The following is a 14,943-nucleotide window of genomic DNA, read 5'->3' as shown; positions in this document are numbered from 1 at the left end:
GTCTTTGCCCCAGACCGCAACCAGACCGCAACGGGGTTCTGCCGGGGAACCGCCAGGGTCGGGACCTGCTAGGCGCCGACCTCCGAAAGCACGAGCTCGTCCTCGTGGCCGCGCATTTCTCTCACCGCGGCCGGGATGTCGATGGTCGCCTTGAGCGGCAGATGGTCCGACGCGACCTGCGCAAGCTTGCTGGCGTGCACTTCCATCGCGGTCACCAGGCCTGGCGTGCCGATGACGCGGTCGAGCGCGACGACGGGGAAATAGGACGGGAACGAGAAATGGCTGTGGCTGAGCGGCCCGAAGACGGGCCTCAGCTCATGCAACGAGGACTTCCTGCCCGGCCGCCATTCGTTGAAATCGCCGACGAGCAGGATGGGCATGCGCGGACCATGCTCTATGGCGTCGAGGATCGAGCGCACCTGCCAGCGCCGGCTGCGCCTGAGCAGGCCCAGATGCGCCGCCACGAGCCTGAGCGGCCCGGCCGGCAGGTCAAGATCGACGACGAGAGCGCCGCGCGGCTCGGCTCCGGGCAGGGCAAGCCGGCGGATGTCGCTGACCGTGCCTTTTCTCAACAGCAGCGCGTTGCCGTGCCAGCCGTGCCCGTCCGCCTTCTCCGAGGTCGGGATCAGCGACAGCCCGGTCTCGCGCCTGAGCGCCTCGATGTCCAGCAGGCCCTGGCGGCGGCCGAAACGCCTGTCCGCCTCCTGGATGGCGACGACGTCTGCGTCCATCTCGGCGATGACGGCGGCAATCCGCGCTGGCTCGAAACGGCCGTCGGTGCCGACGCATTTGTGGATGTTGTAGGAGGCGACGACGAGTTCATGGTCGCCATTAGCCTTGACGTTCCCGACAGGCGAGGTCGCGGCGTCGGCCGTCTGCATGGCCTGCAGGCGGCTCCGCAGCCGCGCCTTGATGGAGTTGGAATTCTTCCTGAGACGCGCGAGCAGCACCGGATCGAGGAAAGCGAGGCGGCTTTTGATCATGCAAGGACCTTGGCAGGCATCCACGACGACAGTGATATCCGGACCTTTCCGGGAGGAAAAGCGGGTCCGGCAATGAAGGTTCCGTTACCGACAGGCATAGACGGCGGCGCGGGCGCGGTCAAAGCTGCGATTCGACCGGCAGCAGGCTGATCAATGTCGCCACGGCGCGGCGGCGCAGGCTCGCATCGGGCTCGCGCTCGAGAATATGGCCGGCCTCGTCCCGCCAGCCGATGCGCCCGCCGAGAAGCACCACCCGGTAGCTGCGCGCGGGCGCGGTTTCCGCCGCGAAGACCGCCTGCATCCGGCGCGCGAGTTCGGCATGTTCGAACAGAATGCCCATTTCGGTGTTGAGCGAAACCGAGCGGGGATCGAAGTTGAACGAACCGACGAAGCCCGCAATTCCGTCGGCCACGAAAGCCTTGGTATGCAGGCTGGCGCCGCGCGACCCGAACAGCGACATGTCCTTGCGGCCGTGGCGGGCGCGCAGTTCGAAGAGCCGGATGCCGCCGGCGATCAGCGGCTTGCGAAAGCGCATGTAGCCGCCATGCACCGCGGCCACGTCGGTCGCGGCGAGCGAGTTGGTGAGCACCGAGATGGCGACCCCCTCGCCGGCGAGCCGGAGCAGGACGCGCGCTCCGCTGTCGAGCGGGATGAAGTAAGGCGACGTGATTTCGAGGCTTTCCCGCGCGCCCGTGAGGGTCGGAAGGATCGCATCGATCAACCAACCGTCGCGGTCGGCGGTCGTCGCCTTCATGGGCGGATCGGACACGATGCTCGCCTTGTCGGTCCAGTGGATGTCGAGGCCGGACATCAGGTCGCGGGCCGCCATGCCATTGCGCACGCGCTCCAGATAGGGCCGCGCCCGGTCTGAGTCTACGAGACGCTTGAGCCTGTGCCGCAGGCGTCCGAGATTGAAGCGGCCCAGATGCGTGAGGTTGCGGATCGGCGCCACCATGGAACTGTTCCAATAGCGGTCGAACATCTCCTCCGTCTGCCGGACTGCGGGGCCGAGCACGACGAGATCCATGTCGCGGAAGTTGGAGGCTTCGGATGCGTCGAAATAGGCATCGCCGATGTTGCGCCCGCCCACCAGCGCGACGCGCCCGTCCGCGATCCACGCCTTGTGGTGCATGCGCCGGTTGACCCGCCAGTAGCGCAGGATCATTTCGATCCCGCGCAACAACATGCCCTCGCGGGAGCGGATGGGGTTGAACAGCCGCACCTCGACATTGGGGTGCGTGTCGATCGCGCGATAGTTGGAATCGCGCCCCCAGGCGTTGATGTCGTCGAGCAGCAGCCGGACGCGGACCCCCCTGTCGGCTGCCTTGATCACCTCATCGGCAAGCAGGCCGCCGGTGAGATCGTCCTTCCAGTAGTAGTATTGCAGGTCGAGACTGCGCTCGGCATTGCGCGCGACGGCGGCACGCAGCGCAAAGGCCTCGATATTGTCCGTCAGCAGCCTGAGCCCGGTCTTGCCGGGGTTCTGCCGAAGCAGCGGCTGGATGGCCATGTCGAGCGCGGTTTTGCCGTCATCGAGCCCGAAGGCCGAGGAAGGCGGCCCCTCAAGCCGGGCGGCGAACCGCCCATAGGTCGCGATCGCGGCAACAGCCGCGGCAACCACGATGACTGCAAGAAACCACCACATGCGGCGCTTTGACCCGTTCCATCAGAAAATTCGGGCCCGTCAAGCCAAGATTCAGCGAATGCCCCGACCTCCTAACGTTCGAGGCCGAGCCCGAGTTGCCAGACGCGGTCGGCATTTTTCCAGAACAGGCTGTCGCGCTCGTCCTCCGAGCAGCCCGACAGCACCGCGTGGGTCGCGGCCACCCAGGCGAGCAGCCCTCCGCCGAGCGTGCAGACCGGCCAGTCGCTGCCCCATACGACGCGGTCCCAGCCGAAGCGGTCGATGATATGTTCGACATAGGGACGCAGCGTGTCGGCGGTCCAGGTTCCGCTGTCTGCATAGGCGACGATGCCGGAAATCTTGGCGACCACGTTGGGGCGCGCCGCAATCTCCGCGATGCCGCGCTTCCAGGCGTCGAAATCGCCGGCTTTGACGTCAGGCACGCCGCAATGGTCGAGGATGAAGGCGACGTCGGGCGCGAGCGTGGCGAGCGCCAGCGCGAGATTTGCCTGGCGCGGGAACATGCAGATGTCGAAGGTGAGCCGCGTGCCGGAGAGGCGCTTGAGGTTCTCGCGGAACAGCGCACCCTGCGATATGCCGTCGTCGACGGTATGCAATATGCGGCGAAACCCCTTGACGAACGGATCGGCGAGAGCGCGCTCCAGCATCGTCGGGAACGCCTCGGCCTCGGGGCGGCAGGCGGAGATCGCGCCGCGGATCAGGCTGTCGGGCCTGGTCGACTGATCGCGGACGAACTCGATCTCGCCTGCGATATCCGAAGGAGCGACGTCGACCTCCATGTGCAGCACGTCGGTGATGCCGGCGCGCCGCGCGTCGCGCGCATATTCGGCGTAGAGAAAGTCGCGGTCTAGCGCCGGCACACCGGACAGCCAGGGGTAGTCCAGCCGGGATTTGTCGATGAGATGCAGATGCGTGTCGACAAGCACAATGTCCTCCTTGCGTGCGGCGCGCACCATTCATGCGACGTGGATAGGTCGGTTATCAATCCCCTCATTCAGCTGGGCATGGTCCGGGCGGGCAACTTGCAAAGAGAATCGCGTACTGCGCGCGAGCCGTGCCGGATTGCCTGGCCTGAACAGATTCGGCCGCGAGGTCAGCGGCCTTCGCGGATGATGACAGCGTCGGTGTTGGCGAGCAGCTTGCGCACGGCGGCACGGGCTGCCTCCGGACGCTTCAGGCGGACGTTCTTCTCGATCGCCTCGTGCAGCTTCTGCGCATGGCGCACGTCGTTGGTCTCGCGCGTGACGAAGACGAAGAGGTTGTTCAGCGCCGATTCGATCAGCACCCCGAGCGGCACCAGCAATTCGTTGCCGGACGCCCGCAATATGGCGAGGTGGAAGCGCGTGTCGGCGTGGGTGCGGCTGGCGAGCGACGTCGCCTCGCCCATTTCGCGGCAGGCCGCGCTGATCTCGGCCATCTGCTCTTCGGTGCGGCGCTCGGCGGCGAGCGCGGTCGCCTCCGGCTCGATGATGTGGCGGAATTCCTGCACGGTGCGCAGGAAGGCTTCGCGGTCCGGCGCCATGGCGTACCAGCCGAGCACGTCGCGGTCGAGCAGGTTCCAGCGCTCGCGCGGCTCGACCCAGCTGCCGACCTTGGGGCGCGAGGACAGCAGGCTTTTGGCCATCAGCATCTTGATGGCTTCGCGCACGGCCGAGCGGCTGACCTCGAAGGTCTCCGACCATTTGGCCTCGTTGGGAAGGATGGTTCCGGGCGGATAGTCGCCGCGCACGATCCGCAGGCCGATCTCGTTGGCGAGCGAGGCATGCACGCTGCTGCCGGCCATGAAGGAAGCGCCCGAACCCTTGCTTCGTTCGGCGGGTGCCGCCGAGCCGGCCGGCACTGTCTTGTCCTTGAAACCCCGCATCAAATCGTCCCCCTCGGCCTGCCTATCGCATTTCTGGCAGGATCAGCAAGGAGCGAGCGCGCCCACCCTGAAAGGGCGGGCGCGCTCAGGACCGTTGCTTATTTCTGGATGCAGGTATCGACCGTATCCTTGGTGCACTCGTCGAGCCCGGTGAAGACCGGATCGGCGACAGGCTTGCCTTCGATCAGGTCGATCATGACGGACGGAGCCTTGTAGCCCATCTCGAACGGACGCTGTCCGACGAGAGCGGTGACAAGACCTTCCTTGGCGATCGCCACTTCGTCGCCGATGGTGTCGGCGGCGCCGATGACGAACTCGTTGCTCGCGATCTTGTCGGCCAGCGGCTTGAACAGGTCGCGGTACGGCTGCGGAGCGCCGAACAGCGGCCAGCCGCCCATGATGCCGAAGCCGGCGAGGTCGGGGTTGGCGGCGAGGATGTCGGTCATCGCCTGAACGCCTTTGGCGCCGTCGTCATTGGTGAAGACCGGGCAGCCGGCAACTTCGGTCCAGCCGCCTTCGCCCTTGAGCTCGGCCAGTCCTTCCTGGCCCGACAGGGAATCGCGCCAGCCCTGGGCGCGGCGCAGGATGTTGTCGGCGCCGGGATTGCCCTGGATCGAGCAGACCTTGCCGCCGCTCGGCTTTGCTTCCTTCATGTAGTCGCCGATGCGCTTGCCCATCAGGTAGTTGTCGGTGCCGAGATAGGTCTTGCGCAGCGCAGCGTCCTCGACCGTCAAGTCGGCATCGAGGGTCATGATCGGGATCGTCGGCGCAGCGGTCTTGATCGTCTGCGCGATCAACTTGGCGTTCGACGGCGAAATTGCCATCGCCACCGTGCTGGGCTTGCCGAGCATGTCCTGCACGATCTGCGCTTCGCCGGCTTCGTCCGACGTCGACGCCGGGCCGGTGTAGAAGCATTCATATTCCGAGCTTGCGTTCTCGGAATTCCACTTCTGGCAGCCTTGGTTGATCGCCTCGAAGAAGGGATTGTCGAGGCCCTTCACCACGATGACAAGCTGCTTCTTATCCTGTGAAAGCGCCTGGCTCGCGCCGAGCGCCATCGCCGCGGTGGCGGCAAGCAATAGAAGTTTCCTCATTTCATTCCTCCCTTTAGAAACAGACGGACACGGATGTGTCCGCCACACGACATCAACCCGGATAGTAGACGACACGGGGGTCGTTGACCCCGCGTTCGTATTCCCATGCCGAGTCGACAAGCCTTTCGAGATCGTATTCCGGCTGCCAGCCGAGCAGGTACTTCGCCTTGCTGTTGTCCATCCAGTTGGAATGGAACCGGCTCGCAACCTCGATCGAATCCAGACCGCGCGTGCGCGCGAGATAGGACGCAAGCTCGCCATAGTCGACGGGCCGGTCCATTGAGATGTTGAAGAGCTGGCGCTTCGTACTGGGGTTATCGATCGCGGCGAGGATTGCCGAAACGAGATCGTCGACATGCACGAAATTGCGCTTCAGCGGACGCCCGTCGGCGTCCTTGAGCAGCGGCACCGTGCCCTTTTGGGCGCAACGCTTCGCTTCGGCTTCGGGCACCATCGCCTTCCAGTCCGGTCCGCCGAATAGATCGTCGCCGAAGGACAGCGTGTAGCGGAAATCGTCCTTTTCCATGATCCACGGCGCGCGCAGGCAACAGCCGTTGAGGTCGTACTGGATGCCGAACTGCTCGAGCATCACCTCCTCAAGCACCTTCGACAGCGCATAGCAGCCGGGATAGGCCATATGCGGCGTCTTCTCTGTGACCGGACCGTCATGGCGATAGAAATAGTGACCGACGCCGGCGTCGCCGCCGATCAGGATGAACTGCCGGGCCGTCGGGCTGGTCCGGAATTCCTCGAGCAGCCAGAACAGCCCCTTGACGGTGACGTCCATCACGTCATCAGGGATTTCCTTGCAGGTGGCGAGGTGGACGATATGGGTGACGCCGCCGATGGCGCGGGCAACGTCGTCACGGTCGGCGATCGATCCCCTGACCACTTCAACACGCTCGCTTTCGGGGAACAGGCGGTTGTGGCACAATGCGCGGACCCTTGCCCCGGCAAAGCGCGAATCCTCGAGCAGACGAGCAATGAGGTTCCGTCCGACCTTGCCGGTTGCGCCAGTTGCGAGGATCAGCATGCCTTCCTCCCGAAGGAAGGCTACCTAATATCGGCGCGTTTCGCGCGTCAACGGGTATTGTCCTATTTGTCATACAAAATTGCTGAGACATTCCGCCTGACTATCGATTGACGCCCGCGCACCGGTTTGCGTAAATGCGGCCGTTCGCCACCCGGGAGGAATAGGGCGGCGGTCATCAAGGAGCGTCAGCTTGGCCCAGGCCCAAGCGGCGGCTGGGAGGTTTGACAGGCGTGGCGGTTCTCGAACTCAAGAACATCTCGAAACATTTCGGCGCCATCCACGCCGTCAACGACGTGTCGTTTTCGATCGAGCCCGGCGAGGTGGTCGGTCTGATGGGCGACAACGGCGCCGGAAAATCGACGCTGGTCAAGATGATCGCCGGCAATTTCCGCCCGACCGAAGGCTCGATGAAGATGGACGGCCACGAACTCGTGCTGCACAAGCCGGTCGACGCGCGCCGCCACGGCATCGAGATCGTCCATCAGGACCTTGCGCTGTGCAACAATCTGACCGCCGCGGCGAACGTCTTCCTCGGCCGCGAGTTGCGCCGCGGCGTCGGCCCGTTCAGCATTCTCGACTATGCGTCGATGTATCGGCGCGCCGGCGAGATTTTCAAGGAACTGAAGTCGGAGACGCGCCCGCGCGACCTCGTCAAGCAGATGTCAGGCGGCCAGCGCCAGGCGGTGGCGATCGCCCGCACCATGCTGTCGGAAGCCAAGATCGTGCTCATGGACGAGCCGACCGCGGCGATTTCCGTGCGCCAGGTGGCGGAGGTTCTGAACCTGATCCGCCAATTGCGGAGCAAGGGGATCGCGGTGGTGCTGATCAGCCACCGTATGCCCGACGTGTTCACGGTCGCCGACCGCGTGATCGTCATGCGGCGCGGCCGCAAGGTCGCCGACAAGCCGATCGCCAAGAGTTCGCCCGAGGAAGTCACGGGTCTGATCACCGGCGCGATCGAGCAAGTGGCGTAAGCGAGAGAAATCGAAGATGGCTATCACCCTCGATCAGACGATCGCCCACAAGCAGCACAGCCTGCTCAGCCGGATCGTGAACACCCAGACCTTCTGGGTGCTTTGCGCCGTGATCCTTGCCTGCATCTACCTGTCCTTCGCGACCGACTCCTTCGCGACGACGAAGAACCTCTACAACATAACCCGCAACGTCACCTTCGTCGCCATCATCGCTCTCGGCATGACGCTGGTGATCATAACCGGCGGCATAGACCTGTCGGTCGGCTCGGTTCTGTGCCTGTGCAGTATGGTTCTCGGCGTCACGATGCATGCCGGCTATGGCATCGAGATCGGCATCGCGGCTGCCATCGCGACGGCGTTGATCATCGGCGCCTTCAACGGCGTGCTGATCGCCTATCTCGGCTTTCCGCCTTTCGTGGTGACGCTCGGCATGCTGTCGATCGCCCGCAGCCTGGCCATGGTCGCGTCGGGGAATACGGTGGTGTTTCAGTTTGGCCCCGATCACGACAAGCTGCTGGCGCTTGGCGGCGGCGCCTGGGTGTTCGGCATCGCCAACCCCGTGCTCTACATGGTCGTGCTGGCGCTTATCACCGGCTTCGTGCTGCGCTGGACCAGATTCGGCCGGCATGTCTTCGCCATCGGCGGCAACGAGCATGCGGCGACGCTGACCGGCGTGCCGGTGAAACCGATCAAGGTCGCCGTCTACATGATCTCCGCGCTCTCGGCCGGCATCGCCGGCATCATCCAGACCGGGTGGCTCGGCGCCATCACCACCAATATCGGCGCCGGGCTGGAACTGCAGGTCATCGCGGCGGCCGTCATCGGCGGCGCCAATCTCGCCGGCGGCATCGGCACGGCCTTCGGCGCCATCGTTGGGGCGGCGCTGATCGAGGTGATCCGCAACAGCCTCGGCCTGCTCGGCATCAACGCTTTCTGGCAGGGCACCTTCATCGGCGGCGCGATCATCCTGGCGGTGCTGTTCGACCGCATCCGAAACTTCCGGCAGAGCGAATAGATCGGGAGCGAATTGACCGCATGGCGGACCTGTTCAGCCTGAAGGGCCGGCTTGCCCTGATCACGGGCTCCGGCCAGGGTATTGGTTACGGGCTGGCGCGAGGCCTTGCCCGGCACGGGGCAAGGGTCGTGCTCAATGGCCGCTCGGCGGAGAAGGTCGACAAGGCGGTCGCCTTGTTGCGCGGAGAGGGGCTGGCGGCCGAAGCTTCGGTGTTCGACGTGGTCGATCCGGCCGCCGTCGAGGCCGAAGTAGCGCGCATCGAGAAGCAGATCGGCCCGATCGACATCGCGGTCAACAATGCCGGCCTGCAGTTCCGCAAGCCCCTGGAGGAGTTCCCGGACGACAAGTGGCAGGCGCTGCTGCAGACCAACGTCACCGGCGTTTTCAACGTCGGCAAGGCGGTGGCCAGGCGCATGATCCCGCGCAAGCGCGGCAAGATCATCAACATCGCTTCGGTGATGAGCGAGCTGGCGCGGCCGACGATCGCGCCCTATACGGCGACCAAAGGCGCGGTGCGTAATCTCACGCGCGGCATGTGCGCGGACTGGGCGAGGCACGGCATCCAGATCAACGCCATCGCGCCGGGCTTCTTCCGCACCGAGCTGAACAAGGCCCTGTCGGAGGATCCTACCTTCACCGAATGGCTGGAGAAGCGGACTCCCACCGGCCGCTGGGGCGAGGTCGAGGAACTGGTCGGCGCGGCGGTGTTCCTGGCGTCCGACGCCTCTTCCTTCGTCAACGGCCACACGCTTTATGTCGACGGCGGGATGACCGTTTCGGTGTGACGGCCGCCTACTTCTTCTTCGGCGCGTATTTGCGCCAGTTGTGCTGTTCCTTGAAGCCGAGAACCTTCCGGATCTTGCGGTTGGAATAGAGCGATTCGTATTTGCCGAGCTTCCGCTTCACCGGCACTTTTGGATAGAAGCGGTCGAGCAGTTCCTGCGTCGTCAGCGCCGACGATGGATCGTCGTTGGCGGCGTTGAAGACCTGGTAGCCGAGCCCGTCCTTGGCGATGCAGAGGTCGACGATCTGGCCGAGATCGCGCGCGTCGATATAGCTCCAGGCGATGCGCTTGCGGAAGGCCGGATCCTTGATCCATTTCGGGATGTAGCCCTCATATTCGTGCGGCTCGATGACGTTGCCGATCCTGAGCGCGTAGATGTCGAAACCGCTGCGCAACGCGAAGGCGCGCGCGCATTTCTCGTTGACCACCTTGGAGAGCGCGTAGCTGTCCATCGGGTCGACATCGTATTCCTCGTCGAGCGGGAAATGGGTAGGGTCCTTGGGCTCGTTGGCGAAGACCACGCCATAGGTCGTTTCGCTCGACGCCACGACGATCTTCTTGATGCCAAGCTTCACCGCCGCCTCGATGACGTTATAGGTGCCCATCGTGTTGACGCGGAAGAGTTCGTTGTCCGGCGTGATCATGATGCGCGGCACGGCCGCGAAATGCACGACGGCGTCGACCGGCTGCGCCCGCAGTGACGGGTCGAATTCGTGCAAGCCCATATAGCTGGTGAAGGCGTTGAAAACCTGGCCGCTGTCGGTGATGTCGGTGATCAGCGTCCTAACCTTGGGATTGTCGAGCGGCTTGGTGTCGATGTTGAGCACCTGGTGCCCCTTCTCGACCAGATACTGCACGACATGGCGGCCAGCTTTGCCGCTGCCGCCGGTGAACATGATCCTCTTGCCCATTTGGCTCTCCCTTTTGTCCGACATTTGACGGCAGTGGCCGGCCGACGCAAGCCCCGCCCCCGGCCAAGGCCACCGATGCGTGGTCCGCTGCCTATGGAAGCGTGTAGGCCGTCTTCACGATGGTGAAAAATTCGGCGGCGTAGCGGCCCTGCTCGCGCGGCCCGAAGGACGAGGCTTTGCGGCCGCCGAACGGCACGTGATAGTCGACGCCGGCGGTCGGCAGATTGACCATCACCATGCCGGCCTCGGAGTTGCGCTTGAAATGCGAGGCATGCTTCAGGCTGGTCGTGCAGATGCCCGAGGACAGCCCGAAAGGCGTGTCGTTGGCGGCGGCGAGCGCCTCGTCGTAGTCCTTCACCCGCATGACGCTGGCGACCGGCCCGAAGATCTCCTCGCGGTTGATGCGCATGTCGGCGGTGGTCTCGGTGAACAGCGCCGGCTGCAGGTAGAAGCCGGGCTTCTCGCGGTTCAACCTGTCGCCGCCCCACACGAGCTTGGCGCCTTCCTTCCTGCCGATGTCGATGTAGGAACTGTCCTGGTCGAGCTGGCTCTGGTCGACGACAGGACCGATATGGGTGCCTGATTTCAGCGCATCGTCGACGACGAGACCCTTCAGCCGCTCGGCCATCGCGGCGACGAATTTGTCGTGGATGCCTTCGGTGACGACAAGCCGCGACGACGCCGTGCAGCGCTGGCCGGTCGAGAAATAGGCGCCGTTAACCGCGACCTCGACGGCGACGGCGAGGTCGGCATCGTCGAGCACGACGAGCGGATTCTTGCCGCCCATCTCGAGCTGGAACTTGCGCATGTGCTCGACGCAGGCGGCGGCGACCTTCTTGCCGGTGCCGACCGATCCGGTGAAGGTGATCGCGTCGATGCCGGGGCTGTTGAGGATGGCGTCGCCGACCACCGAGCCGCGGCCCATGACGAGGTTGAACACGCCCTCCGGAACGCCGGCGCGGATAATGATATCTGCCAGAGCCCAGGCCGAACCCGGCACCAGGTCGGCCGGCTTAAAGACGACGCAGTTGCCGTAGGCGAGAGCCGGCGCGATCTTCCAGGCGGGGATGGCGATCGGGAAATTCCACGGCGTGATGATACCGATGACGCCGACCGGCTCACGGGTGAGCTCGACCTCGATGCCGGGCCGCGTCGAGGGCAGCTTCTCGCCGGAGAGCCTGAGCGTTTCGCCCGAGAAGAAGTCGAAGATCTGCGCGGCGCGCAGCACCTCGCCGGTCGCTTCCGGCAGCGTCTTGCCCTCTTCGCGGGCAAGCAGCCTGCCGAGTTCGTCCTTGCGCGCGATGATCTCGTCCGACACTTTCTTCAGGATGTCGTGGCGCTGCTGGATGCCGGAACGCGACCATGCCGGGAACGCCGCCTTGGCCGCGGCTATCGCCTGCTCGGCCTGCTCGCGCGAGGCGCGCGCGTAGCGGCCGACGACGTCGCCGGTATCGGAGGGATTGATGTTCTCGCCCGCGTCGGCGCCGTCGATCCAGCTGCCGGCGATGAAATTCTGATGCAAAGTCATTTGTCTGATAAATCCCTGTCTTCTTGCAGGTGGTAATTGGGCCAGCGGCGAGCGAACTGCAAGTCGAAAAGTCTGCTCTCAGCGCGAGAATGGGCGCGATCTTGCCAAAAAGCGGTCAAGCGTCCTCTTCCGCGCCGGGAAGTTCGAGCCCTGTTATTTTTGCGAACAGCCTGGCGACCGAACTGTCGTCGTCGCGACCCATGCCGGCTGCCTCGGTCATGACGAACAGCTGCAGGGCAGAACTTCCGATCGGCAACGGAAACTTTCGCTTGCGGCCGATATCGGAAACGATGCCGAGATCCTTGGTGAATATCGATACCGCACTGCGCGGCGTGTAGTCGCCGTCCAGGATATGGGGCACCCGGTTTTCGAACATCCAGCTGTTGCCAGCCGACCGGGTAATCACCTCGAACACGCGCGAGATGTCGAGATCGAGGCTCTTGGCGAATGCAATCGCCTCGCAAGCCGCGGCGATATGAACGCCGGCGAGCAACTGGTTGACGATCTTGAAGGAAGATCCGATTCCCGGCTCGTCGCCGAGCGCATAGACCGTGCCTGCCATGGCATCGAGCGCCGGCTGTGCAGCGGCGAACGCCTCCGGCGAGCCCGAAGCCATGAAGGTGAGCTCCCCGTCGCCGGCCTTGACCGAACCGCCGCTGATCGGGCCGTCGAGATACAACGCTCCCTTTTCGCCGACTCGCGCGGCAAAATCCCTGGCATCTTCCGGCGACATGGTGGCGCACGAGATCACCACCGCGCCCTCGGCGAGGCTGTCGACAACATTGTCGGCCTCGAAAAGCACGGTTTGCGTCTGCGCAGCATTTACCACGACAATGACTGCAATGTTTGCCCCAACGCCGGCATCCGCGGGGCTCGCGCAGGCAATGCCGCCGGCATCCGTCAGTGCCCGCAGCGCCGTCGCGTTGACGTCGAAACCCCTGACGGCGAAGCCTGCCCTGAGCAGAGAGCGGGCCATGCCGAGCCCCATGGAGCCCAGGCCGATCACGGCAACGGTCGATTCTTGCAAGCCCATCGGCAGTACCTCCGAACGCCATCCGCGCATCGGCGGTATGCGAACAACAACTCTCGGCGCCAACTTGGCCTTGTTGGGGGCCAAGGGCAAGCGGAGCCCTCTTCGGGGCAGTTAAACTTCCTCGAGCTCGCGACAGTTGCCGAAGTCCCTCACGGCCATCGAAACGCAAAAAGCCCGGACGGGCCGGGCTTTCTATTCTTGGTTGCAGGGCATGAATTGGCGGTATCTGTCCCGCCAAGCCAGAAACGAAAAAGGCCCGGACGAGCCGGGCCTTTCGATCTGGTTGCGGGGGCAAGATTTGAACTTGCGACCTTCAGGTTATGAGCCTGACGAGCTACCGGGCTGCTCCACCCCGCGTCAACCTAACGGCATATGCCGGCCGGGCAGCCCGGACTTCTTGATTTGTCCGTCCTCGAAGCCCCGATACAGGTGGGGCCTCCGCGGGCGGACGGGGCACTGCTCCACCCCGTATCACCGGACTTTTGCCGAAGGCAAATGTCCTTTCGAGCTATTCCCGCCAAATGAAAGGGCCGCCCGAACCCAGTAGGCTGGCGGCCCGAAATCCCGTTGGCGGGCCTGTCGTCAAGAGAAGATTTCAACATGCGCTTAGCAGACCTGGCAGCGACCTACTCTCCCGCGTCTTGAGACGAAGTACCATCAGCGCTGGGGCGTTTCACGGCCGTGTTCGGAATGGGAACGGGTGCAGCCACCCCGCCATAACCACCAGGTCGGCAAAGAGCATGTTGTTTCGAGAAGCTGGATTTTCGTGCCATCCGATCGACACCCGAAAGGGTGCGATGGGCACAAGGAATGAGAACGATCAAGCCGATCGAGCTATTAGTACCGGTAAACTTCATGCGTTGCCGCACTTCCATACCCGGCCTATCAACGTGGTCGTCTTCCACGGCTCTCAGGGAATACTCGTTTCGAGGTGGGTTTCCCGCTTAGATGCCTTCAGCGGTTATCCCGTCCGGATATAGCTACCCTGCTATGCGGCTGGCGCCACAACAGGTCCACCAGAGATCCGTCCATCCCGGTCCTCTCGTACTAGGGACAGATCCTCTCAATATTCCTACACCCACGGCAGATAGGGACCGAACTGTCTCACGACGTTCTGAACCCAACTCACGTACCGCTTTAAATGGCGAACAGCCATACCCTTGGGACCTGCTCCAGCCCCAGGATGCGATGAGTCGACATCGAGGTGCCAAACAACCCCGTCGATATGGACTCTTGGGGGTCATCAGCCTGTTATCCCCGGCGTACCTTTTATCCGTTGAGCGATGGCCCTTCCACGCGGGACCACCGGATCACTATGACCGACTTTCGTCTCTGCTCGACTTGTCAGTCTCGCAGTCAGGCAGGCTTATGCCATTGCACTCAGCGAACGATTTCCGACCGTTCTGAGCCCACCATCGCGCGCCTCCGTTACTCTTTGGGAGGCGACCGCCCCAGTCAAACTACCCACCATACATTGTCCCGGACCCGGATAACGGGCCGCGGTTAGACATCCATAGTCGCAAGGGTGGTATTTCAAGGGTGGCTCCACCGAGGCTGGCGCCCCGGCTTCAAAGCCTACCACCTATCCTACACATGCCACTACGAATGCCAATGTAAAGCTATAGTAAAGGTGCACGGGGTCTTTCCGTCTAACCGCAGGAACCCCGCATCTTCACGGGGAATTCAATTTCACTGAGTCTATGCTGGAGACAGCGGGGAAGTCGTTACGCCATTCGTGCAGGTCGGAACTTACCCGACAAGGAATTTCGCTACCTTAGGACCGTTATAGTTACGGCCGCCGTTTACTGGGGCTTCGATTCAGAGCTTGCACCCCTCCTCTTAACCTTCCAGCACCGGGCAGGCGTCAGACCCTATACGTCGCCTTGCGGCTTCGCAGAGCCCTGTGTTTTTGATAAACAGTCGCTACCCCCTGGTCTGTGCCACCCTCCTACGCTTGCGCGCAAAAGGGTCACGCTTCTTCCGAAGTTACGCGTGCAATTTGCCGAGTTCCTTCAGCATAGTTCTCTCAAGCGCCTTGGTATACTCTACCAGTCCACCAGTGTCGGTTTCGGGTACGGT

Annotated in this window: 12 protein-coding genes, 1 tRNA gene and 2 rRNA genes (1 of these 15 cut by a window edge); 3 read left to right on the top strand and 12 right to left on the bottom strand. The window is 63.6% G+C overall.

Features of this window, described 5'->3' with window-relative positions; all coding sequences use genetic code 11:
* Positions 1-68 precede the first annotated feature (68 nt).
* The 6 genes from ABLE71_RS11675 to ABLE71_RS11650 all read right to left on the bottom strand — a co-directional run bounded on the left by ABLE71_RS11675 (position 69) and on the right by ABLE71_RS11650 (position 6,619).
* Positions 69-983 carry an endonuclease/exonuclease/phosphatase family protein gene (locus tag ABLE71_RS11675; protein WP_348783499.1) on the bottom strand — a complete coding sequence of 305 codons (915 nt, stop codon included), beginning with the start codon at positions 981-983 and terminating at the stop codon, positions 69-71.
* Positions 984-1,101: 118 nt separating this feature from the next.
* The gene (locus ABLE71_RS11670; RefSeq protein ID WP_348783498.1) at positions 1,102-2,628 is read right to left on the bottom strand and encodes a phospholipase D family protein; all 1,527 of its coding nucleotides are present in this window, start codon (positions 2,626-2,628) and stop codon (positions 1,102-1,104) included.
* A 71-nt stretch (positions 2,629-2,699) separates the two neighbouring features.
* A complete protein-coding gene (locus tag ABLE71_RS11665; protein ID WP_348783721.1) occupies positions 2,700-3,554 on the bottom strand; it encodes an amidohydrolase in 855 nt (284 codons plus the stop codon).
* Positions 3,555-3,721: 167 nt separating this feature from the next.
* Positions 3,722-4,492, bottom strand: coding sequence for a FadR/GntR family transcriptional regulator (locus tag ABLE71_RS11660; RefSeq protein ID WP_348783497.1), 771 nt, complete (start codon positions 4,490-4,492; stop codon positions 3,722-3,724).
* A 98-nt stretch (positions 4,493-4,590) separates the two neighbouring features.
* Positions 4,591-5,586: a substrate-binding domain-containing protein gene (locus ABLE71_RS11655; RefSeq protein ID WP_348783496.1), complete on the bottom strand. Its 996-nt coding sequence runs from the start codon at positions 5,584-5,586 to the stop codon at positions 4,591-4,593.
* 52 nt (positions 5,587-5,638) lie between these two features.
* A complete protein-coding gene (locus ABLE71_RS11650) occupies positions 5,639-6,619 on the bottom strand; it encodes an NAD(P)-dependent oxidoreductase (protein WP_348783495.1) in 981 nt (326 codons plus the stop codon).
* 230 nt (positions 6,620-6,849) lie between these two features.
* Here ABLE71_RS11650 and ABLE71_RS11645 point away from each other — a divergent pair, with 230 nt between their 5' ends.
* Genes ABLE71_RS11645 through ABLE71_RS11635 form a run of 3 tightly spaced genes read left to right on the top strand, consistent with a single transcriptional unit; the run spans position 6,850 to position 9,393 of the window.
* Positions 6,850-7,593 carry an ATP-binding cassette domain-containing protein gene (locus ABLE71_RS11645; protein ID WP_348783494.1) on the top strand — a complete coding sequence of 248 codons (744 nt, stop codon included), beginning with the start codon at positions 6,850-6,852 and terminating at the stop codon, positions 7,591-7,593.
* A 16-nt stretch (positions 7,594-7,609) separates the two neighbouring features.
* Positions 7,610-8,608 (top strand): ABC transporter permease, encoded by a 999-nt coding sequence (locus tag ABLE71_RS11640; protein WP_348783493.1) that lies wholly within the window; start codon positions 7,610-7,612, stop codon positions 8,606-8,608.
* Between the two features lie 20 nt (positions 8,609-8,628).
* Complete coding sequence (locus ABLE71_RS11635; RefSeq protein WP_348783492.1) at positions 8,629-9,393, top strand: SDR family oxidoreductase; 765 nt, start codon at positions 8,629-8,631, stop codon at positions 9,391-9,393.
* A 7-nt stretch (positions 9,394-9,400) separates the two neighbouring features.
* Here the strand turns inward: ABLE71_RS11635 and ABLE71_RS11630 are convergent, their stop codons facing one another.
* The 6 genes from ABLE71_RS11630 to ABLE71_RS11605 form a co-directional block, all read right to left on the bottom strand.
* Positions 9,401-10,303: an NAD(P)-dependent oxidoreductase gene (locus ABLE71_RS11630; protein ID WP_348783491.1), complete on the bottom strand. Its 903-nt coding sequence runs from the start codon at positions 10,301-10,303 to the stop codon at positions 9,401-9,403.
* Positions 10,304-10,394: 91 nt separating this feature from the next.
* Positions 10,395-11,831, bottom strand: coding sequence for an aldehyde dehydrogenase family protein (locus ABLE71_RS11625; protein WP_348783490.1), 1,437 nt, complete (start codon positions 11,829-11,831; stop codon positions 10,395-10,397).
* 115 nt (positions 11,832-11,946) lie between these two features.
* Positions 11,947-12,864 (bottom strand): L-threonate dehydrogenase, encoded by a 918-nt coding sequence (gene ltnD / locus ABLE71_RS11620; RefSeq protein ID WP_348783489.1) that lies wholly within the window; start codon positions 12,862-12,864, stop codon positions 11,947-11,949.
* Positions 12,865-13,144: 280 nt separating this feature from the next.
* Positions 13,145-13,221 (bottom strand) — tRNA-Met (locus ABLE71_RS11615).
* A gap of 256 nt (positions 13,222-13,477) precedes the next feature.
* Positions 13,478-13,592: ribosomal RNA gene (gene rrf / locus ABLE71_RS11610) — 5S ribosomal RNA — on the bottom strand.
* Positions 13,593-13,680: 88 nt separating this feature from the next.
* Positions 13,681-14,943: ribosomal RNA gene (locus ABLE71_RS11605) — 23S ribosomal RNA — on the bottom strand (it continues 1,545 nt past the right edge of the window).

It is taken from the genome of Mesorhizobium sp. KR9-304, from assembly GCF_040049215.1.
Lineage (GTDB): Bacteria > Pseudomonadota > Alphaproteobacteria > Rhizobiales > Rhizobiaceae > Mesorhizobium_K.
This window is presented reverse-complemented; position numbering and strand designations above follow the sequence as displayed.

Coding starts and splice junctions, on each gene's coding strand:
- ABLE71_RS11670 (WP_348783498.1), bottom strand. CDS start 2,628: ATGTGGTGGTTTCTTGCAGTCATCGTGGTTGCCGCGGCTGTTGCCGCG.
- ABLE71_RS11655 (WP_348783496.1), bottom strand. CDS start 5,586: ATGAGGAAACTTCTATTGCTTGCCGCCACCGCGGCGATGGCGCTCGGC.
- ABLE71_RS11630 (WP_348783491.1), bottom strand. CDS start 10,303: ATGGGCAAGAGGATCATGTTCACCGGCGGCAGCGGCAAAGCTGGCCGC.
- ABLE71_RS11625 (WP_348783490.1), bottom strand. CDS start 11,831: ATGACTTTGCATCAGAATTTCATCGCCGGCAGCTGGATCGACGGCGCC.
- ltnD (WP_348783489.1), bottom strand. CDS start 12,864: ATGGGCTTGCAAGAATCGACCGTTGCCGTGATCGGCCTGGGCTCCATG.
- ABLE71_RS11660 (WP_348783497.1), bottom strand. CDS start 4,492: ATGCGGGGTTTCAAGGACAAGACAGTGCCGGCCGGCTCGGCGGCACCC.
- ABLE71_RS11635 (WP_348783492.1), top strand. CDS start 8,629: ATGGCGGACCTGTTCAGCCTGAAGGGCCGGCTTGCCCTGATCACGGGC.
- ABLE71_RS11675 (WP_348783499.1), bottom strand. CDS start 983: ATGATCAAAAGCCGCCTCGCTTTCCTCGATCCGGTGCTGCTCGCGCGT.
- ABLE71_RS11640 (WP_348783493.1), top strand. CDS start 7,610: ATGGCTATCACCCTCGATCAGACGATCGCCCACAAGCAGCACAGCCTG.
- ABLE71_RS11650 (WP_348783495.1), bottom strand. CDS start 6,619: ATGCTGATCCTCGCAACTGGCGCAACCGGCAAGGTCGGACGGAACCTC.